Origin of the sequence: Bellilinea caldifistulae (assembly GCF_001306055.1) — a bacterium.
In the GTDB taxonomy this organism is placed as follows: Bacteria; Chloroflexota; Anaerolineae; order Anaerolineales; family Anaerolineaceae; genus Bellilinea; species Bellilinea caldifistulae.
Map to the genome: position 1 here is coordinate 32,227 of NZ_LGHJ01000001.1, position 19,877 is coordinate 52,103.

Genomic DNA, 19,877 nt, shown 5'->3' on the forward strand with positions numbered 1-19,877 from the left:
AGGAAATGAACTACGCCATTCAAACCCATCAACTGACCCGCGATTTTGGCAGCCTGCGGGCAGTGGACCGCCTGACGCTGGAAGTGCCTGCCGGACAGATTTTTGGTCTGCTCGGCCCGAACGGCGCCGGGAAAACCACCACCATTCGCCTGCTGCTCGGTTTGCTGCCGCCCACTTCCGGACAGGTGCGCGTTCTGGGGATGGATCCGCTGCAACAGGGGGAAGCCGTACGCTCGCGCTGTGGAGCGCTGCTTGAACATTCCGGCCTGTACGAACGGCTCAGTGCAGAGGACAATCTTGATTTATATGCCCGCATCTGGCGCATGGACGCAGCCAGCCGCAAAAAGCGCATTCGGGAATTGCTGGAGGGACTGGGATTGTGGGAACGACGCAAAGAAACCGTGGCTGAATGGAGCCGCGGCATGAAACAAAAGCTGGCGATCGCCCGCGTCCTGCTCCACCGTCCGCCATTGATCTTTCTGGACGAGCCAACTGCCGGGCTGGATGTACCCACCGCGGCAGCCCTGCGCGAGGATTTACTGCGCATGACTGCTCAGGAAGGCACCACCATTTTTTTGACCACCCACAACCTGAGCGAAGCCGAAAAATTGTGCGCCCAGGTAGCCGTAATTCGGGATGGTCAACTGCTGGCGGTGGGCAGTCCGGTGGAATTGCGCACGCGCGCCGGGCAGCCGCGTCTGCAAGTTTTTGGCCGCGGGCTGAACGAGCGGGCGCTGACGGTCTTGCAGAGCCAGCCCGGCGTCGGTGGGGTTAAGTTTCTCAACGATCATCTGGAAATTGCCCTGAAAGAGCCTGCCGAAACGGCAGCGCTGGTCAAACTGCTTGTCGAGCAGGGAGCAGAAATCGAGGAAGTGCGTAAAAGCACGGCTTCACTGGAAGAAGCCTTCTTAAGTTTGCTGGAGGAAAATCATGTTCACTGACATCCTCACCATCATTTACAAAGAATGGAAGGAGATGTTTTTTGCCCGCAGCACGGCGCGATCCGGTCTGCTTGGCGTGGCGGTGATTGTGGCTTTGCTGGGTATTTTCATGCCGTTTCAAAACGGGCGCGACTGGCTGACCACCCCTCTGCTCATTTTGATCTGGTCGTGGTTGCCGGTTTTTCTCACCCTCGGCATGGTCACCGACTCCATCGCCGGGGAACGCGAACGCCACACCCTGGAAACCCTGCTGGCCAGCCGCCTGCCGGAACAGGCAATTCTGTTCGGCAAGATTGGGGCGGCAGTGTTCTACGCCTGGGGCATTATGCTGGTCAGCCTTTTGCTGGGAGCCGTAACCGTCAACCTCGCCTTTCCCGGTTCGCCGGCTTTTTACGACCCGCTGGTGTTTGCAGCCGTTCTGGTTTTCTCTTTGCTGGCTTCTGTGCTGATTGCCAGTATCGGCGTTCTGGTTTCGCTCCATTCGAAAACAGCACGCCAGGCGTATCAAAAGATGAGCGTGGTGTTTCTGGTCGTGTGGTTCATACCCATGCTGGTTGCCCAATTCCTGCCGGAGGAAATCAAAGCCGGGTTGAGCGCCCGCTTGATGACGTTGGACCTGAATGCCGTTTTGACGCTGGGTATGCTGATTCTGCTGGCGGCAGATACCGTCCTTGTGCTGGTGTGTCTGAAACGCTTTCAGCGCCCAAACCTGATACTTCTATAATGCAGTCCACTTCCCTCTCTCAGCGGTGCCGGGGTAGCATTCCTTCAACCCGGCGCCGGGAGTTTGGGAATGTCAAACCCGTTTCATTGCATTTCGCGGCAGGCTTGTTGTAAAATACGCCATAATCTATCGAAAAGGACAAAAATATGTCGGTATTGATGGTGGCAGGAGGATTAATCCTGCTAATCGCCGGCGGCGAGGGGCTGGTGCGCGGCGCTTCGCGGCTGGCCGCTGCGCTGGGCATCTCTCCCCTGATTATCGGGTTGACCGTGGTTGCCTTCGGCACCAGTTCGCCGGAATTTGCCGTCAGCCTGATCGCTTCGCTGAGCGGGCAGGCGGGCTTGACGGTCGGCAACGTCATCGGCAGCAACATCTTCAATGTGCTGTTCATTTTGGGGCTTTCCGCCATGATTACCCCGCTGACCATCTCCCAACAGCTGGTGCGGTTGGACGTGCCCTTGATGGTATTGGTTTCCCTGTTGACCCTGCTGCTGACGCTGGACGGGCGTTTCAGCCAGATGGAAGGGATCATTTTCTTTGCCGGTTTAATCGGCTATCTGTACCTGCTGTTTCGCATCAGCCAGCGGGAAAGCGCCGAGGTCAAAGAGGAATACGAGCACGAATTCGGCAGCCCGCCGCAATCCGCGCCGCGCCGGCTGGGGTTGAATACGCTGCTGGCGGTTGCCGGTTTGGTAATGCTGGGACTCGGCTCGCGCTGGCTGGTACAGGGGTCGGTTGAGATTGCCCGTGCCCTGGGCATCAGCGAACTGGTCATCGGCCTGACCATCATCGCCGCCGGTACCTCCATGCCGGAAGTGATCACCTCAGTGATTGCCAGCCTGCGCGGCGAACGGGATATTGCCGTAGGCAACGTGGTGGGCAGCAACCTGTTCAACCTGCTGGGCGTGCTGGGACTGACCGCCCTGATCACCCCCGGCGGCGTGGCGATTCCGGAAAGTGCGCGGACCTTCGACCTGCCGGTGATGACCGCCGTGGCGCTGGCCTGCATCCCCATCTTCTTCTCCGGCACAAAAATTTTACGCCGCGAGGGGGCGTTGTTCTTCTTTTACTACATTGCCTATACCGCTTACCTGATTTTGGATGCCGTCCGTCACCCCATTCTGCCGCTGTTCAGCCAGATCATGCTCGGTTTTGCCCTGCCGATCACCGCCCTTACCCTTGCAATTGTGATGATCCGGGTGATCCGTCAGCGCCGCCAGTTGAGCAGCCCGCTCACCCCGCCCGGCAGGATGGATTAGACGCGCCGTTTGATCCCCGCCCGGCGGAGAGGATCAACCTTCCTCAAACAAGGCCAGTTGCAGAGCCTCGCGCAGTGAGCGTGCCTGTTGAATCTCGATGCCCTCCGGCAACGGCTCATTGCTGCGGGCACGGCGCGGGATAACCGCCCGGCGGAAGCCCAATTTGGCCGCCTCGCGCAGACGGGCATTCATCTGTCCAACCCAACGCAGTTCACCGGAAAGTCCCACCTCACCGATCAAGACCGCATCGGCACGTACCGGCACATCCCGCATTGAGGAAGCAATCGCCGCAGCCAGCGCCAGATCGGCTGCCGGTTCGTTGATTCGTAATCCTCCCACCACATTGACAAACACATCCTGATCGGCCAGCCGCAGCCCAAGCCGGCGGGTCAACACCGCGGTGATCAGCAGCAGGCGGTTGAGGTCAACCCCGTTGGGCGTACGGCGCGGGTTGCCGAGGTTGGAATAACTGGTCAACCCCTGAATTTCTACCAGCAGCGGGCGGGTACCTTCCATCGTGACCGCAATTGCCGAGCCGGGCGCGTTGACCATCCGCTCGGCTAAAAACAATTCGGAGGGATTGGGCACCTCCACCATGCCGCGCTCGCGCATCTCAAACACCCCCACCTCCGAAGTGGCCCCAAAGCGGTTCTTGACCGAGCGCAGCAGCCGGAAGGATTGATAACGGTCGCCTTCCAGATAGAGAACCGTGTCCACAATATGTTCCAGCACGCGCGGCCCGGCAATGATGCCCTCTTTGGTCACATGCCCGATGACGAACACCGCCATCCCGCTGGATTTGGCCAGTTCGCGCAGGCGTGAGGCGCATTCGCGCACCTGCCCCACCGAACCGGCGCTGCTGCCCAGTTCTGGCAGATAAACCGTTTGAATCGAGTCAATCACCAGCAACAGCGGCGCGACCGTCCGGATATGCTCAAAAATGATCTCCAGATTGGTCTCGGTGACCAGAAAGAGGTTGTCCGGCAAGGGCTGATCGGCGTGGTTGTTTTGTAGCAGGCGCACGGCGCGCATTTTGATCTGCCGCTCGGATTCTTCGCCGGAAACATACAGCACCGCCGCGCCCTGCGGGGCAAAGCGGGCCGCCAGTTCCAGCGTCATTTGCAGGGTGAGGGTGGACTTACCAATACCCGGGTCACCGCCGACCAGCACAATCGAGCCGGGCACGATGCCGCCGCCCAGCACGCGGGCAAACTCGGCCATGCCGAGCGGCAGGCGTTCCTCGGCATCGCCGGAAATTTCCGCCAAACGGCGCGGGTGCGACTGACTGCTCAGCCCGCGGGCCGGCTTGGATTTGGCGGCTGGTGGGGCAATCACCTCCTCCACCATCGTCCCGTAACTGCCACACGAGGGGCAGCGTCCCAGCTGGCGCGGTGAGGTGCGCCCGCAGTTCTGGCAAACGTACTGAATTAGCGTTTTCGGCACGATTCGATTATACTAGAAAAGATGAACGATATTCCCCCCCTCCAATCCCGTCTGAATCAAATCATCCAGGCGGACTGCCTGAAAGAACTGGCCGATTTTCCGCCAGAATCGGTGGATTTGAGTGTATTTTCCCCGCCTTATGATGATATTCGGGATTATAAGAAAAACTGGCGCTTTGATTTTGAAACATTGGGAAAAGAACTGCTACGGGTGACTAAAGAGGGCGGTGTAGCGGTAGTCGTGATTGGAGATGCAACTCGCAACTTTGCCAAAACGCTCACTTCGTTTCGACTGGCGGTTAATTGGGTGGATCAAATTGGATGGAAGCTGTTTGAAACCGTGATCTACAAACGCGACGGCAACCCCGGCGCCTGGTGGAACACCCGTTTTCGGGTGGATCACGAATACGTCTTCATGTTTTTCAAGGGACAAAAGCCGAAAACTTTCCACAAAGAACATCTGATGGTGCCCAGCAAACACGCCGGCAAAATCTATACCGGCACCGACCGACTGACCAATGGCGGTTTCAAGGTCATTCAACCCAAAGCCGTCAATCCAATGAAATGCCGCGGCACAGTCTGGCAATACGCCACCAGTAATACCGAAGGCAACCGCCTGAAACTCCAGCACCCGGCCACTTTTCCCGATAGGCTGGCCGAGGATTTGATTCTGTGTTTTTCTGAGCCCGGTGATGTAGTGCTTGACCCGATGTGTGGCAGCGGTACGACGTGCGTCATGGCAAGAAAAAATTATCGCAATTTCATCGGCATTGAAATCAGTGAAGAATACTGTCAGATTGCCCGGAAAAGACTGGAAGTGGAAGTTTATCCCCAACAGGAGCGATTGTTTTAGAAATGCTGCTACAACAAGACGTCCTTGAAGATATTGAGATTGCCTTACAACGGTTAAGTAATCTTGCTACTTTCTGGGATGGGAAAAAAAGTATCTTGGAACTCAAAACAGCCAACTATAACTGGCGGCAAATGGAATGGTGGTCGTTTTATTTTGAGTATTTGTGTTTTCAAAAATTACGAGAGCATTTTCAAATACCCGGCGATCGTTTTGGAAGGGTAAAAACGGCTTCTTTTGACCTCAAAAGAAACATTAATTGGGATCTTAAAGCCAAAGCAATAAAATCCGATGACCATCGCTCAATTCTCAATGATATGTCAGCCATACAGCGATCAATTGAACAATACGGTGCTCATGGATTAATCATTGGATTATGCGATGTGGAATATAACGATAATAATCGCACCTTCCAAACGTGGCATGAGCAGCTTAAGGGTGGTAAATCGAAATACGAGATAGAACGCTTACAACGCACCAGCATTTCGCGGTACCGCAAAACTCGGGCTGACTTATTGGAAATTCTTTTCCTCGTCATAAACCGAGAAAACGAGCAGTTTTTGGAAATTTATCATCAGGGCAGAAACAGCAACGGTCAGCCGCGTCCGCCAAAATACATGCTTAATTACGACGAAATAGACCGATTTTTAGTCAAAGAATTACGATATTCCGATTCTGAATGAGCAGACGAGAAAACTTCCTCCGTCACTTGCTTTTCGATGTGCGTAACCGGCTGGATTATCCCCTGCGTCAGTTGTTCCGCTGGCGACGGGCGGGTTTCCGCATCTCCCCCCGGCCGGAGGTTGACCCGTTTGCGCCCCTGCCGGCCGAGGAACGCCCGCGTGCCGTGGCGCTGGCCGGGCGGCTGGTGCGGGATTATCACCTGGAGGAATTCGCCGCCCAAACCACGCCGGTCAACTACCGCGAAAACCTGTTTTACCTGCACCTGCTGGAAAGCGCTCTGGAAGCCAGCCAGATCAGCCTGCCGGAGGAAATCCGCGCCGCCGACATCGGCCCATCCCACTGGTTTTATGTGCAGGCGCTGGCGGCTCTGCTGCGCTGGTGGCGGACGCCCCACCCCCGCCAGATTGACCTGCAAGGCTACGAAATTGACGCCTACCGCGTCTACGCCGACCTGCACTCGCGTTACGATCACGCCATCGGCCATATCCGCGACCTGCCGGGCGTGACTTACATCCCGCGCGGATTCAGCGCCCAGCCGCTCGCTTTTCACCTGATTTTCATGCTGTTTCCCTTCGTGTTCAGTCAGGACCACCTTGAATGGGGACTGCCCGGCAGTCTGTTCCAGCCGCGCGCCCTGCTGCAAGCCGCCTGGCAAAGTCTGCAGCCCGGCGGCCTGCTGATCATTGTCAATCAGGGAGAAGAAGAACACGCCGCCCAGCGCGCCCTGCTTGAAGCCGAGGGCATCCCGATTCGCGCCGCATTTCGTCATGACCCGCTGCTGTTCCGCTACTCGCTCGACCGCTTTGTGCTGACTGCCTGCCGCGATGGATGAGAACCCTGGCCTGCCGGATGCTTTGCGCGCCAGCGCCGCTTACCTGACCGAAACCATCGGCGCACGGCCGGCCGGCAGCCCGGCTGAACGACAGGCTCAGGACTGGCTGGCCGAACGGATGGGCGGGTTGGGCTACCGCCCCGAATGGCAGGAATTTGCCTTTGCACCGCTGCCGGCTTTTTTCCCCTACTACACCCTGGCAGCCCTCTGGCTGATTGCGGCGGCCTGGTTGCTGCCGACTTTCGGATGGCTGGCGGTTCTGTCTCCGGTGTGGGTCAGTTTGCTGCCATCCCTGCGTTTGTGGCTGCAATACCGCCTGCCGCGCACGGCTCACAGTCAAAACCTGCTGTGCCTGCCGGAAGGCAGCCGGCCGGAGGATCTTGACCTGTTGCTGGTTGCCCACGTGGATACGGCACGCGCTTTACCCTATGTTGAGGGCTTTGCGTACACCCTGCGGGTTACCTGGCACGCCCTTCTCACACGGGCCGGCTGGATTGCGGCGTTTCTCGGCGGGCTGGCCATTTTGCAGATGCCAATTCCCCCGCTTCTGCTCGGTCTGGTGCGCGCCCTGCTCGGAGTAGTCGGTCTGATCTACATCGGGCTGGATTTTTACGATCAGCGTGGCAGTAACGGGGCATTTACGCGGGGCGCCAATGACAATGCCTCCGGCGTTGCCGTGCTGCTGGAACTGGGCGGCTGGCTGGCAAAGCAGCCGCACCTGCACCGGCGGGTGGGACTGCTCTTCACCGGCGCCGAAGAAAGCGGGCTGTTTGGTGCCTACCAGGCCGCTAACCGCCTGAAACCGCTCGCCGGGCGGCTTGAAGTGGTGAGCGTGGACATGGTAGGCAGCGGGGACGGTCTGCGCGTCTTCAGCGGGGTGAGCGGCTGGCGGGGCTTTACCACCGACCCGCATTTGACGGCTCAACTGCTAAACGCTGACCCTTCTGCGCGTCCCTACCTGGCCATGCGGCGGAGCGGTGATTTTGAGGCTTTCGTGCGGGCCGGCTTTCGTGCCACCGGCATCGAAACCAGCGGCACTCCGGCCTTCTGGCGTGCCTATCACACCCGGCGCGATGACCTGCGCCTGCTGGATGCCGGACGTATGGCGCAAACCTGTTTGACGCTGCAGCGTTGGATTGAGCAAAGCCGCCGGAACGGGTAACACCCTTCCCCCAAGAAGGGGAGAGCGATTCTTCAACGCCCGGCCTGACCAACCGCCGCGCGGCTGAATTGTTTTGTCCCAAACCCCAGAATAATCCCAACCGCAAAAACGGTAGTAATCCCCACCACAAAGGGATACGAAGAAACGAAAACGCCCAGTTCCAGCAGCACAAACGCGGCGGTGTTGGACATGGCGTGAAAAACGGTGACAAAGAATAAACTGGCCCCGGTCTGGCGGTAAAGCCAGATGTAAATGACCGTCAACGAAAGGCTGAAAAGGACTTCCCCGTACCACGGCAGGGAAGCCATCGGCGATTGGGGGTTGAGCATGAGCGGGAGATGCCACACGCTCCACAACAGGCCCATGACCAGCGCGGTTTGCAAGTCAGAGAATTTCTCTTGAAGTCGCGGCAGGGCAAATCCACGCCAGCCGATTTCTTCCCAAACGTTGGAGATTACCATGGTCACAAAAACCGGAATCAGGCTCAACCACCCAAGCGAACTCAAAGCGGGCAGGGGTAGGCCGGCAATTCCCATCCCCGCCAGCGCCAGAGCAACCGCAACAAACCAGAAACCTGCCACAAAGAAATACCACCCCGCTGAAGCCCGCACCCTGAATAAAGCCGAAAACAAAGCCGGAATTTGATGCTTCTGTCGGAAAAATAAGAGTGTAACCACGGCTGCCAGGGTTGGGCCGCATCCGCCCAACAGACTGAACAAGGGGCTGTCAAAGGGAAAGAGCCCGCGTGCGTGCAAAGCCTGCGGTAACCACCCCAGCCACGAAAACACAAAAGCCAGCAGGTAAAACACCACAACAGAGTGGGTTCTCCGGCTATCTTCGGTTTCTGCCTGTGCTTCCATCTTCCACCCCGCCGCCAGCCACACCCGCATGTGGCGCTCGCTGTTGGTTATGAAAATTATACACGAAGGCGTGTCCATGGAATTTAGAAAACACGGCGTTCAAGAGAATCTATGGGTTGCAAAAAACTGGCTCAATGCCGCTGCGCCGCAAAGAAGATTGTTTTTCTCCTCCCGCCCTTCCTCCGCGACGGCCTTGCGGGAGACCGCCACGCCGCCTGCTTACCCAAACAGCTCGCGGATGGCGTCATCGGCGCTGCGACCGGGTGGCGACGCGCCGCGCAGCTCCTCGAAAAAGCGCTGGTCGTAGCGGCGTGAACGTACCACAATCGGCAGGCTGACCCCCCAGCCGAGCAGCAGGGCTTCCTCCTTGGGCTGCAGGCGTGCCAGCATCCCGCGCAGGGCGTCCCGCCCGGCCAGACCGGAAAGCACCGCGGCAATATCGGCTTCATCGCCCAGCCAGGCGCTCACCCGCGTGCCCAGCTGCGACATGACCTCATCGTAAATCTGCGAGGGGCGCTGATCCACAATCAGCAGGGTGACGTAGTACTTGCGCATCTCGCGCGCGATGGTGGCAAAGGCCGTCTGGGCGGCCATCTCGCGGTTGAGCAGTTTGTGGGCTTCTTCGATCACCACCACCAGCGGGCGCGGTTCGGGGTTTTTCTGCGGGTGGGAGCGGTAGGCGTTGGTGCGCTTTTCCCACTCATCGCGGATGCGGCGGGTGATCAGGTTGGTCACCAGCAGGTAATCCAGGTCGGTTTCGTGGTCGCCAAACGAGAGGATGACATGCTTGCCGCTGGCCAGCAGGTTGATGATCTCTGCCAGACTGTCCTGCGGCGGGTTGGGGACGATGTAGGGTTTGTTGAACAGGCGTCCCAGTTTCTGGTGCAGGCCTTCGGCGGCCATCACATTCACACCCGCCTGATTTGCCCAAAAGGCGACGCTGTCGGTTGCCGGCACTTTTTTGCCGGTTATCGGGTCTTCCTCCATTGCGCCATTGCGCATCTTCTTGAATTCGCTGAACCAGGTCCGCCCAAAATCGTGCCACAACGCCTCCAGCGTGGCGGGGGTGGTCTCGCGCAGGTTGAGCTCGCGGGTCAGCATCTCGATGTCTTCCGGCAGGATGTCGCTTTCCGCCAGGGTCAGGTTAAAATCGGGCGACTGGCCGCGGATGGAAGCGCCCGCCCCCAGCCCGACCACCCGCACGCGCGGGTTAAATTTGCTTTTCAGGCCGGGGATGACCTCTTTGGTGTCCGAGGCGATGTCGTCGTAGGCGTATTCGTTGTGCATGTCAAAAACCAGCGTGGCGGCTTTGTTGTACTCAATCAGCCCGGCCAGCAGCAGGCGGGTGAGGAATGACTTGCCGGTGCCGGTTGCTCCAAAAATGCCCGATGAGCGCTGCACAAACTTTTCCAGATCGAGCGGGATGGGCAGGTTCTGCTCGCGGGTGTAGCCGATCACAAAATTGCGCTGACTGGGTTCGCCGAAGATATTGGCCACATCTTCGGCGCGTGCGCTGCGCACCAGCGCATGATGAGCCGGCACGGTCTTGACCGGCTGGGGCTGCAGTCCGCTGTCATCGGGGTGCTGGCTGCGCCACTGCTCATATTCTGGCGAAGCCGGGTCGGGACCGACTTCCTGCATCAACGCCGGCAGCACCTGCAGATTGGTGAACAGGGTCTGACCGTGGAGCAGGCACGCCACCTCCGGCGGCAAGCGGTTTTCGCTTTGTTCGTCGGCAAAACGCGGATTGGTGCTGCCCAGCTGCAGGTCGGTTACCGTGCCGTAAAAACGCCAGTCGCCGCTTTCGATCACCACAAACGAGCCCTCTTTGACCTCCTGCGGCGGGACGGTCAGGCGCACACTGAGCGAATCTTTCAGGCTGCCGCCGACCACATAGCCCAGCGATTTTTCGGACGTGTTTTCGGGGTTGTTGGTCATTGCATTTCCTCCCGTTCCAAATCAAGACAGGTTGATATCGCCAATTGCGCTCAAAACGCTCATCAGGCGGTCGTAATCATCCCGCAGCAGGGTGACCAGCTCGCGGGTAACCGCCTCCACCCAATCCGGCCTGCCGTGAGTCAGATGAATCTGCCCGGCCTGCTGGATGTGAGCCGCCAGCAGTTCGGCCTGCGGCAAATCATCCCGGCGCAGGATGTGGCGCAGGTAGCCAAACCGCCCGTTGCCGGTGAAGGCCACCACCTCCTGGGGCGTGCAGGTGAAAATTTCATCCAGACTGAGCGGCGGGCGCGGCGGCAGCAGGTGGCTGATGACACCATCCTGTTGGTAACCGATGAAAATCACGCCAATCTCTACCGGTACATTGCGGTTATTGCGGTTATCCAGCAGCACATCCGGCGGAACGTTGTCGCTGGTGATCAACTGGCGGATCAAGCCGTCGTCCTCGATTTGAATGTTGTGAATCAGGCCAAAAATCTGCGTCCCCTCGGCCAGCGGGATGCGCACCATGCCGCCAAAAGCCGGCAGGTTTAACTCGCTGGCGCGGCAGCCGATCACACAATCGCTGGTGGTTGAACGCAGCAGCCGCCCGATGTGAAGTGAAGAATTGGTCATTTTTCCACCTCCCGCCTAAAAATTGTCTTTATGATACTGCTTGGGACTTTTCTCCCCCACCGCTAAACCCATGGCGCGCATGGCGCGGGCGATCATGGTTTCGATCTGTTCTTTCTCCAACCGCGTGATCAGGGCAATTTCATGGGCGCGGTGCAGTGCGTAGGGGTATGGTTTGCTGCCCATCTGCCGGCACTGCTGCAATAAAACGGCGTGGAGCGCATCTACCAGGTCCGTTTGTTCAGCAACACCGCGGGGAATTTCCACCCGCGCCATCCACGGCCGGGCAGGATGGTTGCCGACATTCAGATAAAAGAAACAGGGTTGCAGAGCCGGGTCATAAACCGCAAAACGCTCCGCCATGGACGATTGAATGGCAAATACCGCGCTGCGCTGACCGGGGGCCAGCAGCCCGGCAAAGATCACCCGGTCCAGCACTCCGCCCAACGGCCGGCGGCGGGCGGTTTCCTGCACTGGCTGGCGCGGTTCGGCGGTCAGCTCCAGCAGGCGCACCACCAGGTCGCTGCCCGGTTTGTCCACGTAACCGGCGCTAACTGCTCCCTGCCGGCCGGTCTTTTGCAGGACGGTCAGGTACTCACTCAACAAATGATCAAATTGGGAATTGTTGCGCGGTTCACGGTACAGTTCCAGCGGCCCGTCGGTCAAGGTGATCACCGGCTGGGAGGGTTCGCGGGCGGCGCGTTCGGCCAGCAGGCGGCGCTCGTTCAAGTCGCGGCGCAGCGCCACCACTTCTTCGGTCAGCGGCGCATCTGGATTACGCAGGTCATCCAGCAGGTACAGTTGAGTTTCGGCATCTTCGCTGGGGGTGAGATGGGTGGCGGGCAAAATCCGAAAGATGCCGGTGTTGATGACCGCAAATTCCACCGCATCATGCCGGCTGGGGTTGACCTGCGAACCGTCCGCCGCCAGCAACGGCGGTAATTCCCGGATCACCGGCGCATCGCGGACGGTGTCCAGCCGTTCAGTCAACGGCACGGCACAGCGCAGAGAAAGGTCCGCCTGCCGGGCTTCATTCACCCGGTCGCGCAGGTCATCCAGGTCAGCGGCGTACTGGCGGAGCAGCCTGACGGCCTGCTCCAGCCGATCCTGATAAACCTGCTGATTCTGACTGGCTTGCTGACATTTGGCTTGAATTTGTCCTTGAATTTGTAGGTAGTTGACCGGCATCTTTCCGCCCTCGAATATCGAACATTTGTCTTATATTATACCTGAAGGGGGGCGGAAAAAACACCTCTTAATCTTAAAAGTTCAGCATCTTCCCAAAACCACAATCCAAATAGTTGTGGATTGGCCTCATCCCCAACCCTTCTCCCACAAAGATCACCTTTCTTTCTCCGCAATGCTTCTCCTGCAGATTGAAGGGTGATTACCGCAGTTGCAAGGACGATTTTCCACCGATTGTTGGAATTGCTTATCCCCAAAACGGCGTATGGTCAGCCATCAGCGGCATCGAAAATGCAGCGTCCAGACCGCTTCGCCGTGAATGGTGGGGACAGTGAAAGAATATTTCAGGGTTGCCCGGTCGCGATACTCGATCTCGAAGAGGGCTAAATCCTCCGAAATGACCGGCGAGAGCAGCCCGCCGTAACATTCCGATCCGACTGCCGCCAGGTTGCGCGCATCGCGTTTGCCGCTCAGTGCGATGACGGGCGGCTGGCGGTCGAGCAGTAAATCACCCTTCAAATCGTATTCCAGCAATCCGGTGTAAACCCAGGTGCAATTCCCGGCATGACCGCCGCCGCCCACCTCGGCCTGGCCGTTTCCTTCCACACGCGGCGGCGTGTAATCGGCTTTCACGGTGAGGGGAATGCGCCCCCTGGCGGTCAATTCCGCATAAAGACCCTCGACTTGCTGCACCTGCTGGTAATCAATCTCCAATTCCAGATCCGTACACAAGGGTGTGGGAGAAATTTGCGGAGTCGGAGTGGCAGCCGAAGCGGCCAGCAGGGTCGGCGTGGGGGTCGGTATGGAGGTCGGCGAAGGGGTCAGAGTGGCAGTTGCCGTCCCGCCGGTGGGGGTGGGCGGAACTCCACCGCCACCGCAGCCTACCGCGCTCAGCAGTCCAATCAGGACAATCCATAACGGAATGAAAAGGCATCTCCTCTCGTTCATCGCCTTCCTCCCCAGATGGATTAAGCCGCCACAGACAATCGGCCTGCTTCGTTTTCTTCTTGGATGGGTAATTGCATGATATAAAATCCCACCTCGGGCAAATAACGCACCGTGACGAACCCCAGACGTTCGTAAAGGGCTTTGGCGCGCTGGTTGGATTGATGGACACCCAATTCAATGGCGTCCATGTGCCCGCGGTATTCCTCAGCCAGGCGGCGGATGATGCGCGAGCCGATGCCCCGCCCCTGAAAGGCGCGCGCCACCACAATCCCGTGCAGGTGCAAAGTCCGCTCGCGCTCCTCAATCCAGTAACAGCCGACTTTGTGTTCGCCCTGATAGACACAAAAGACCCGCCCCACCCCGCGCACGCGCTGGGCGAATTCCGCCCACGACCAGCCCATCACTTCCATGGTGGGAATGAGGTAATTTTCGGCATCCAAACGCAGCAATTCCAGAAACTCGTCAATCTGCTCGTCTCTGGCCGGTACACAAGTCAGTTCAGCGTCCATCGCCCTCCCCTCCTTTCCGAAAACGATGGACAACCCCGCCGCTACCCCCGCCGGCAGGGAGGTGATTCAGACAACCACCCCATGCTTATTATATAATTCTGGCAGATGCTTTTCAATTCGGAATTTTTAGCCCTGTGTACCGCTTACGCCGTGCCGAAGCCGATGATGCTGCCGCCATCCGCCGCCTGATTTATGCCGAGCGGCTCAACCCGCTGGGACTGGACTGGCGGCGTTTCTGGCTGGCAGTGGATGAGGACGGGCGCATGATCGGCTGCGGGCAGGTCAAACCCCACCGCGACGGCTCGCGCGAGCTGGCCTCGATTGCTGTGGTGGGCGAGTGGCGGCGGCGCGGCGTGGCCAGCGCCATCATCCGTCAACTGCTGGCGGAAAATCCGCCCCCGCTGTACCTGACCTGCCGCGCCGAATTGACCGGGTTTTATGCGCGCTTTGGTTTTCAAGAGGCGGGCAACCCGGCCGAATTGCCGCCCTATTTCCGGCGGGTTGCCCGCCTCAGTCGCTGGCTGGGATGCCTGAGCCGCCAGCGAATGGATATCCGAGTACTGCATTTGACCTGAAGAGCGAAATGGTGAAATACGACTTCGCCTTTTCACACCGATGCAACTTCCGCACGTTTCCGCCAGAAGATCCAGATCAGCAGCAAGCCCATCAACGCCAAACCAATTCCAAATTCATCAATCAAATAGGGTGATAGTGAAGATTGACCCGTCAGGGGTGTGAACACCCCCTGGATAAAGATGTTATGACTGGCGTGGAGCAAAACGGCCGGCCAGAGGCTGCCCGATTTCAACCTCAACCACGCCATCGTAAAACTGATTCCCAACACCATCAGGGTAAAGCAAACCAGTCCAAACCACACAGGTGTGCCGGGGTTGTGATAATCGGCAAAGAGAATAAGAGGAAAATGCCACACAGCCCAAATAATTCCGCTGATGACCGATGCTGAGGTGAAAGAGCCCGCTTTAGCCAATTCAGGAACGAATAGACCACGCCACCCAATTTCCTCCCCCAAGGCAGCAAAGGTAGAAAACAGCATTCCGAAAGTTGCCATGTTCAAAACATGACTGACCACAAAATTCAGCGGGCTGATTGTTTCTCCTGTCTGTTGAGATACCTGCAACGCCAGTTGGTCTATATTCAGAGGCGCAGATCCACTCAACCAGACCGAACCGTATACTACCAGTCCGTAGATAACGGGTAAGAAATATGCCAGCAGCAGGTAGCGAAATGGCCTTAATTTCCATCCCAAACCGCGTAATTTCTTTTCAAAGATCAACTGGGTGAGTATGCCGGCAATCCCGGGGCACCACATCAAACCGATTGTGTAGTTGCCAACCGAACCAGTGGACACGATTCTGGCATAAAAAAACGAGCTTAAGGCAAAGGTCAGTAACAGAAAAACGATAATCTTTGGTTTTGTTGTGGTTTTCATTGTGAGTATCCTTTTTTCCTGTAGTTGAATTGATGCGTCTTGCGAAGGCGCCCAAACCATATTCATCTACGTGGAAGAGAATTATCAGGTTTCGAACGGGAAGTAAAACTCTTTGTGAAACTCTCAAAATCTTTACACCGATCTACCCGTACAGCCACACCGCTGCCGCAATCATCACCCGCCCGATCAGGTGGATGTTTGGATGAGTCATCAATCAAAATGGGCGGTAAGAGGTTTTCTCTAAAAGTTTTTTGCTCTTATTGAGTATAATCAAAGGGAAGGCATTTAGATATGTCAGAATATAAATCAATCCACTTTTCATTAAACTTTTTATGTGATAACCAGATCGTGGAGCGGGTTAATCAATATCTGGCACAGCAACCCGAACCATTGCCGTATATCGAGCCAAATGCCGATGGCTATGTCTTCTACTTCCATACGCTTGACTTGCAATTACTGAAAAGACATCTTCAAGCCTTGACGGCTCGTGATCTTTTTTCTGCCGACCCGACCCATGTTTCGGATTCAGAAAAAGTGGCAAAAGTCCTCCAAACCGTTTACGACAACGTAAGCAAAATTGGTAGTTATGGCATCAAAGCAGGAAAGCGTCAATACGTTGGCTTTAATACTGAACGGAAGGTAAGGAATAGAAAAACAAAAGAGGAAAATAGATCTCAGTATTACTATGCCCGCAGTAACAACTTCTCAAAAGAGAATAATTCCTTACCAGAAGAGTTAACCAATACCATCCTTTGTGGTGACAGCCGGGATGTCTTAAAAACCGTCCCTGATAATTCCATAGACCTGATTTTTACATCACCCCCCTATAACTTTGGATTGGAATATGATCAACAAGACGATGCCCACAAGTGGGAACAGTATTTTGACAAGTTGTTTGCCATTTTTGACGAATGTATAAGAGTATTGAAGTATGGCGGTCGAATAGCTGTCAACATTCAGCCCTTGTTTTCTGACTATATTCCCTCTCATCACATGATTAGTAACTTCTTTCTGTCCAGAAAGATGATCTGGAAAGGTGAAATACTCTGGGAAAAAAATAACTACAATTGCAAATACACTGCTTGGGGGTCGTGGAAAAGCCCTAGTAATCCCTACCTCAAATACACGTGGGAGTTTATCGAAATTTTTGCCAAAGGGACACTGAAAAAAGCAGGGAAACCTGAACATGTAGATATCTCTGCGGAAGAGTTCAAAGAATGGGTGGTGGCAAAATGGAACATTGCCCCCGAACGGAAAATGAAAGAATTTGGACATCCTGCCATGTTTCCAGAAAAGTTAGCAGAGCGGGTTATCAAATTATTTTCTTTTGTGGGGGATGTGGTGTTAGATCCCTTTAACGGGGTTGGTACGACAACTGCTGTAGCCAAAAAACTGGGACGGAAGTTTATCGGAATCGATATTTCCCAAGAATACTGCGAGATAGCAAAAAAGAGGATTAACCTTGATCTATTTTAGGAGGATGGAATGCCAAAAAGTATAGCTGAAATTAGAAATGCTTATAACCTTTTAGTAGGCGGTATTGATGAGAGAGCACATACAGAAAACGATGAAGGTAACAGATCTTATGGTGGAATTATAAGATCAGCAAAAGGAATTCTTGTAGAAAGTATTGCTAAAAATTTAGTTGAAATTGCATGGGATGAATTAGAAGGAAATCCTAATAGATTAAGTTTTTTCAAAGAAACGATACGAATCCCCTTGAAAATCGAATATTTGAAGCGAGTGCGACCTGTTGAAGTGGCAGACTATATTAAGGCACATATTGAACAATATTTTTATGGTCTTAGGACAGATGTCCACGTGAATGTGGACGGTAGATTTATCATGGGTATCGAATGTAAGGCTTACACCGAAAATGCTATGCTAAAAAGAATTCTGGTGGATTTCTCTTTGCTTAAGCAAGTTGTACCAAACTTGAGATGCGTATTGTTCCAATTAGAAAGCCAGCTAACCGGTGATTACTGTGAGCCATTGAAACCCGTGATTTATGGCAGCCCTTCGACCCATACGCTTCTTTCTTATTTCGATGTGGACTTGAATATCATCACCTTGCTGGAAGGCGAAAGAAAGGTTGACGAGCCAATTCATAAGCAGCCTTTTTTCAAAGAGATGACCGAGCCAGCATTAAGAAAAGCTGTTAACACGTTGAAAGACCTTCTCCGTGAGTTTGCATAAAATGATGAGAACAACCCATAAGATGAACATTGCGATGACAACTACCAGAAACCTACTTGTCTTGAATGAAAATAGCGATTTCAGGTTGAACTTCTGACTAGCTTTGAACAAGTCAAAGCAGCATTTGTTTATCCTGCTTTTACAGTTTATAATCTCTGCTGGCTACTTGCCACGGAGAATCTCACCATGCGCCTGATGAAACCCCTGCTGCTCATTCTGCTCGCCACGCTGCTGGCTGCCTGCAGCGGCGGGCCGGTGAATACACCGGCCGTCACCCCAACCGCACCCCTGCCAACCGATACGCCCCTGCCCACCCTAACGCCCGTGCCCCCGCGCGAGCTGACCATCTGCATCGGCCAGGAACCCCAATCGCTGTACCTGTACGGCGGCAGCAGCTCGCGGGCCATGTGGAATATTCTGGAAGCGATTTACGACGGGCCGTTCGATTACCGGGCTTACCAGCCCCAGCCGGTCATTCTGGAAAGCCTGCCTTCGCCGGAGAACGGCGGAGCAGTCTACGAGACCGTTTCGGTTGAACGCGGGCAGGATGTGCTGGACGCCGCTGGCGAACCGGCCGTGCTGGATACCGGCGTACGCGTGCTGCCGGCCGGCTGTCATTCGGCGGATTGCGCTGTCCGCTGGGATGGAGTTTCTCCGCTGCAAATGGAACGCCTGACCCTCACCTTCCGCCTGAAAGCCGGTCTGCTCTGGCAGGACGGCGTGCCGCTCACTGCCGCCGATTCGGTGTTTGCCTTCCAAATTGCCTCCGATCCGCAAACCCCGGCCGTGCGCTGGCTGACTCTGCGCACGGCGGCTTACCGCGCCGTGGATGAGCTGACTGTTGAGTGGCGGGGCATTCCCGGTTATCTGCCAGCCGACTACGCCCTGCACTTCTTTCTGCCGCTGCCCCAACACGCGTGGGGCAATTTCTCCGCCGCCGAATTGCTGCAAAACGAGGAAGTCAATCGCCACCCATTGGGCTGGGGGCCTTACCAGATTGAGACCTGGACACCCGGCGAGAGCATCCGCCTGAGCCGCAACCCCCATTACTTCCGCGCTGCCGAAGGACTGCCGCGCTTCGACCGGCTCACTTTCCGCTTCTTCGGCGAACCGGCCGATAACAACATTGCCGCCCTGACCAGCGGCGACTGTGACTTTGTGGATGACACCGTGGACTGGGAGGGTCAGCTGTATATCCTGAATGAGTTGCAGCAAAAGCAGGCCGCCGTCATTCAGGCTGTACCGACCACCACCTGGGAGCAACTGACCTTTGGCATCCGCCCGGCGGCTTACGACGGCGGTTACACCCCCTTTGGCGGCTACCGGCAGGATCTCCTTGGGGATAAACGCACCCGTCAGGCAATTGCCGCCTGCATTGACCGGCAAGGGCTGGTGGATCGGCTGCTGTACGGTTACTCCGCCGTGCCGAACGGCTTTTTCCCGCCCAATCACCCCCTGGCTTTCGATGACCTGAGCGCTCCCCCCTTCGACCCCGACCTGGGCAAACGTCTGTTGGATGAGGCCGGCTGGCGCGATCTGGACAATGACCCGGCCACCCCCCGCACCGCGGTTGGCGTGCTGAATGTCCTCAACGATACTCCCCTGACGTTCGAATACCGCACCACTCCCGACCACCTGCATCAAATGACCGCCGAGATGATCGCCGAAAATTTGCGCAATTGCGGGGTGGGTGTCAGCCTCAAACTGGTTGAACCATTTGAACTCTACGCCCCCGGCCCGGAAGGGGCATTGTTCGGGCGCAATTTCGACCTGGCTCAGTTTGCCTGGCAGTCCGGACGCACCACACCGCCCTGCAATCTGTTTACCACGGCGCAAATTCCTGCCGCCAACAACGGCTGGATTGGCACCAACATCAGCGGTTGGAGCAGTCCGGTTTACGATGCCCAATGCGCGGCTGCCCTGCGCGCCGATCCGCGCGACCCGTCCGCCTACCAGCAGGCTCAGCGAGCCGTTCAGCAGACCTTTTTGGAGGAACTGCCGGCCGTCCCGCTCTACTTCCGCCTGCAAATTGCCCTCGCCAGCCCGCAGGTGTGCGGCATTCAGATGGACGCCGGCGCGCGCAGTCCGCTATGGAACATTGAAACCTGGGATAAAGACGAGGGCTGCCCCGCTAATTGACGAGAGAGTTGAAAAATCAAGCGTAATACGCCGAGCAGGCTGTTTGAGGGGTGGAAAAGCCGCACCCGATGGGGTATCCACCCTAAAATAAAGGGGCTGTGTATCTTGATTTGACCTCTTCACCTCCA

Annotated in this window: 19 protein-coding genes; 11 read left to right on the forward strand and 8 right to left on the reverse strand. The window is 56.4% G+C overall.

Features of this window, described 5'->3' with window-relative positions; genetic code table 11:
• The first annotated feature begins 5 nt into the window (after positions 1-5).
• The 3 genes from AC812_RS00215 (at position 6) to AC812_RS00225 (ending at position 2,924) form a co-directional block, all read left to right on the forward strand.
• On the forward strand, positions 6-941 hold the full coding sequence (locus tag AC812_RS00215) for an ABC transporter ATP-binding protein (protein ID WP_061912957.1): 936 nt from the start codon (positions 6-8) through the stop codon (positions 939-941).
• On the forward strand, positions 931-1,665 hold the full coding sequence (locus AC812_RS00220) for an ABC transporter permease subunit (RefSeq protein ID WP_061912958.1): 735 nt from the start codon (positions 931-933) through the stop codon (positions 1,663-1,665). Before AC812_RS00215 ends, AC812_RS00220 begins: the two co-directional genes overlap by 11 nt.
• 146 nt (positions 1,666-1,811) lie before the next feature.
• Entirely contained in the window at positions 1,812-2,924 is a 1,113-nt protein-coding gene (locus AC812_RS00225) for a calcium/sodium antiporter (protein WP_061912959.1), read from the forward strand.
• Positions 2,925-2,957: 33 nt separating this feature from the next.
• Here AC812_RS00225 and radA read toward each other — a convergent pair whose 3' ends face one another.
• Positions 2,958-4,367 (reverse strand): DNA repair protein RadA, encoded by a 1,410-nt coding sequence (radA, locus tag AC812_RS00230; protein WP_061912960.1) that lies wholly within the window; start codon positions 4,365-4,367, stop codon positions 2,958-2,960.
• A gap of 21 nt (positions 4,368-4,388) precedes the next feature.
• On the opposite strand from radA, the gene AC812_RS00235 reads away from it, so the two are divergent.
• Genes AC812_RS00235 through AC812_RS00250 form a run of 4 tightly spaced genes read left to right on the forward strand, consistent with a single transcriptional unit; the run spans position 4,389 to position 7,894 of the window.
• The gene (locus AC812_RS00235; protein ID WP_061912961.1) at positions 4,389-5,219 is read left to right on the forward strand and encodes a DNA-methyltransferase; all 831 of its coding nucleotides are present in this window, start codon (positions 4,389-4,391) and stop codon (positions 5,217-5,219) included.
• A 2-nt stretch (positions 5,220-5,221) separates the two neighbouring features.
• Complete coding sequence (locus AC812_RS00240; RefSeq protein ID WP_061912962.1) at positions 5,222-5,899, forward strand: hypothetical protein; 678 nt, start codon at positions 5,222-5,224, stop codon at positions 5,897-5,899.
• The gene (locus tag AC812_RS00245) at positions 5,896-6,732 is read left to right on the forward strand and encodes a hypothetical protein (protein WP_061912963.1); all 837 of its coding nucleotides are present in this window, start codon (positions 5,896-5,898) and stop codon (positions 6,730-6,732) included. Before AC812_RS00240 ends, AC812_RS00245 begins: the two co-directional genes overlap by 4 nt.
• On the forward strand, positions 6,725-7,894 hold the full coding sequence (locus tag AC812_RS00250; RefSeq protein ID WP_061912964.1) for a M28 family metallopeptidase: 1,170 nt from the start codon (positions 6,725-6,727) through the stop codon (positions 7,892-7,894). Before AC812_RS00245 ends, AC812_RS00250 begins: the two co-directional genes overlap by 8 nt.
• A gap of 32 nt (positions 7,895-7,926) precedes the next feature.
• Here the strand turns inward: AC812_RS00250 and AC812_RS00255 are convergent, their stop codons facing one another.
• The 6 genes from AC812_RS00255 to AC812_RS00280 form a co-directional block, all read right to left on the reverse strand.
• Entirely contained in the window at positions 7,927-8,784 is an 858-nt protein-coding gene (locus tag AC812_RS00255; RefSeq protein WP_169787236.1) for a CPBP family intramembrane glutamic endopeptidase, read from the reverse strand.
• A 189-nt stretch (positions 8,785-8,973) separates the two neighbouring features.
• The gene (locus tag AC812_RS00260; RefSeq protein ID WP_061912966.1) at positions 8,974-10,692 is read right to left on the reverse strand and encodes a helicase HerA domain-containing protein; all 1,719 of its coding nucleotides are present in this window, start codon (positions 10,690-10,692) and stop codon (positions 8,974-8,976) included.
• Positions 10,693-10,713: 21 nt separating this feature from the next.
• Positions 10,714-11,325 (reverse strand): hypothetical protein, encoded by a 612-nt coding sequence (locus AC812_RS00265; RefSeq protein ID WP_061912967.1) that lies wholly within the window; start codon positions 11,323-11,325, stop codon positions 10,714-10,716.
• A gap of 15 nt (positions 11,326-11,340) precedes the next feature.
• Positions 11,341-12,510, reverse strand: a complete 1,170-nt coding sequence (locus AC812_RS00270) for a DNA double-strand break repair nuclease NurA (protein WP_061912968.1) — start codon at positions 12,508-12,510, stop codon at positions 11,341-11,343.
• Positions 12,511-12,783: 273 nt separating this feature from the next.
• On the reverse strand, positions 12,784-13,455 hold the full coding sequence (locus AC812_RS18215; protein ID WP_061912969.1) for a hypothetical protein: 672 nt from the start codon (positions 13,453-13,455) through the stop codon (positions 12,784-12,786).
• 20 nt (positions 13,456-13,475) lie between these two features.
• Positions 13,476-13,964: a GNAT family N-acetyltransferase gene (locus AC812_RS00280; RefSeq protein ID WP_061912970.1), complete on the reverse strand. Its 489-nt coding sequence runs from the start codon at positions 13,962-13,964 to the stop codon at positions 13,476-13,478.
• A gap of 134 nt (positions 13,965-14,098) precedes the next feature.
• On the opposite strand from AC812_RS00280, the gene AC812_RS00285 reads away from it, so the two are divergent.
• Positions 14,099-14,539, forward strand: a complete 441-nt coding sequence (locus AC812_RS00285; RefSeq protein WP_061912971.1) for a GNAT family N-acetyltransferase — start codon at positions 14,099-14,101, stop codon at positions 14,537-14,539.
• 32 nt (positions 14,540-14,571) lie between these two features.
• On the opposite strand, the gene AC812_RS00290 is transcribed toward AC812_RS00285, so the two are convergent.
• Positions 14,572-15,414, reverse strand: a complete 843-nt coding sequence (locus tag AC812_RS00290) for a CPBP family intramembrane glutamic endopeptidase (protein ID WP_061912972.1) — start codon at positions 15,412-15,414, stop codon at positions 14,572-14,574.
• 291 nt (positions 15,415-15,705) lie between these two features.
• Between AC812_RS00290 and AC812_RS00295 the strand changes: the two genes are divergently transcribed.
• The 3 genes from AC812_RS00295 to AC812_RS00305 all read left to right on the forward strand — a co-directional run bounded on the left by AC812_RS00295 (position 15,706) and on the right by AC812_RS00305 (position 19,749).
• Positions 15,706-16,890 (forward strand): DNA-methyltransferase, encoded by a 1,185-nt coding sequence (locus AC812_RS00295; protein WP_061912973.1) that lies wholly within the window; start codon positions 15,706-15,708, stop codon positions 16,888-16,890.
• Positions 16,891-16,899: 9 nt separating this feature from the next.
• The gene (locus tag AC812_RS00300; protein ID WP_061912974.1) at positions 16,900-17,610 is read left to right on the forward strand and encodes a hypothetical protein; all 711 of its coding nucleotides are present in this window, start codon (positions 16,900-16,902) and stop codon (positions 17,608-17,610) included.
• 186 nt (positions 17,611-17,796) lie between these two features.
• The gene (locus AC812_RS00305) at positions 17,797-19,749 is read left to right on the forward strand and encodes a peptide ABC transporter substrate-binding protein (RefSeq protein ID WP_061912975.1); all 1,953 of its coding nucleotides are present in this window, start codon (positions 17,797-17,799) and stop codon (positions 19,747-19,749) included.
• The last annotated feature ends 128 nt before the right edge of the window (positions 19,750-19,877 follow it).

What these genes read in the sequence shown, in the direction of transcription:
- AC812_RS00215 (WP_061912957.1), top strand. Translation starts at nt 6, where the DNA reads ATGAACTACGCCATTCAAACCCATCAACTGACCCGCGATTTTGGCAGC.
- AC812_RS00290 (WP_061912972.1), bottom strand. Translation starts at nt 15,414, where the DNA reads ATGAAAACCACAACAAAACCAAAGATTATCGTTTTTCTGTTACTGACC.
- AC812_RS00295 (WP_061912973.1), top strand. Translation starts at nt 15,706, where the DNA reads ATGTCAGAATATAAATCAATCCACTTTTCATTAAACTTTTTATGTGAT.
- AC812_RS00265 (WP_061912967.1), bottom strand. Translation starts at nt 11,325, where the DNA reads ATGACCAATTCTTCACTTCACATCGGGCGGCTGCTGCGTTCAACCACC.
- AC812_RS18215 (WP_061912969.1), bottom strand. Translation starts at nt 13,455, where the DNA reads ATGAACGAGAGGAGATGCCTTTTCATTCCGTTATGGATTGTCCTGATT.
- AC812_RS00255 (WP_169787236.1), bottom strand. Translation starts at nt 8,784, where the DNA reads ATGCGGGTGTGGCTGGCGGCGGGGTGGAAGATGGAAGCACAGGCAGAA.
- AC812_RS00225 (WP_061912959.1), top strand. Translation starts at nt 1,812, where the DNA reads ATGTCGGTATTGATGGTGGCAGGAGGATTAATCCTGCTAATCGCCGGC.
- AC812_RS00220 (WP_061912958.1), top strand. Translation starts at nt 931, where the DNA reads ATGTTCACTGACATCCTCACCATCATTTACAAAGAATGGAAGGAGATG.
- AC812_RS00235 (WP_061912961.1), top strand. Translation starts at nt 4,389, where the DNA reads ATGAACGATATTCCCCCCCTCCAATCCCGTCTGAATCAAATCATCCAG.
- AC812_RS00270 (WP_061912968.1), bottom strand. Translation starts at nt 12,510, where the DNA reads ATGCCGGTCAACTACCTACAAATTCAAGGACAAATTCAAGCCAAATGT.
- AC812_RS00305 (WP_061912975.1), top strand. Translation starts at nt 17,797, where the DNA reads ATGCGCCTGATGAAACCCCTGCTGCTCATTCTGCTCGCCACGCTGCTG.
- AC812_RS00260 (WP_061912966.1), bottom strand. Translation starts at nt 10,692, where the DNA reads ATGACCAACAACCCCGAAAACACGTCCGAAAAATCGCTGGGCTATGTG.
- AC812_RS00240 (WP_061912962.1), top strand. Translation starts at nt 5,222, where the DNA reads ATGCTGCTACAACAAGACGTCCTTGAAGATATTGAGATTGCCTTACAA.
- AC812_RS00245 (WP_061912963.1), top strand. Translation starts at nt 5,896, where the DNA reads ATGAGCAGACGAGAAAACTTCCTCCGTCACTTGCTTTTCGATGTGCGT.
- AC812_RS00300 (WP_061912974.1), top strand. Translation starts at nt 16,900, where the DNA reads ATGCCAAAAAGTATAGCTGAAATTAGAAATGCTTATAACCTTTTAGTA.
- AC812_RS00250 (WP_061912964.1), top strand. Translation starts at nt 6,725, where the DNA reads ATGGATGAGAACCCTGGCCTGCCGGATGCTTTGCGCGCCAGCGCCGCT.
- AC812_RS00280 (WP_061912970.1), bottom strand. Translation starts at nt 13,964, where the DNA reads ATGGACGCTGAACTGACTTGTGTACCGGCCAGAGACGAGCAGATTGAC.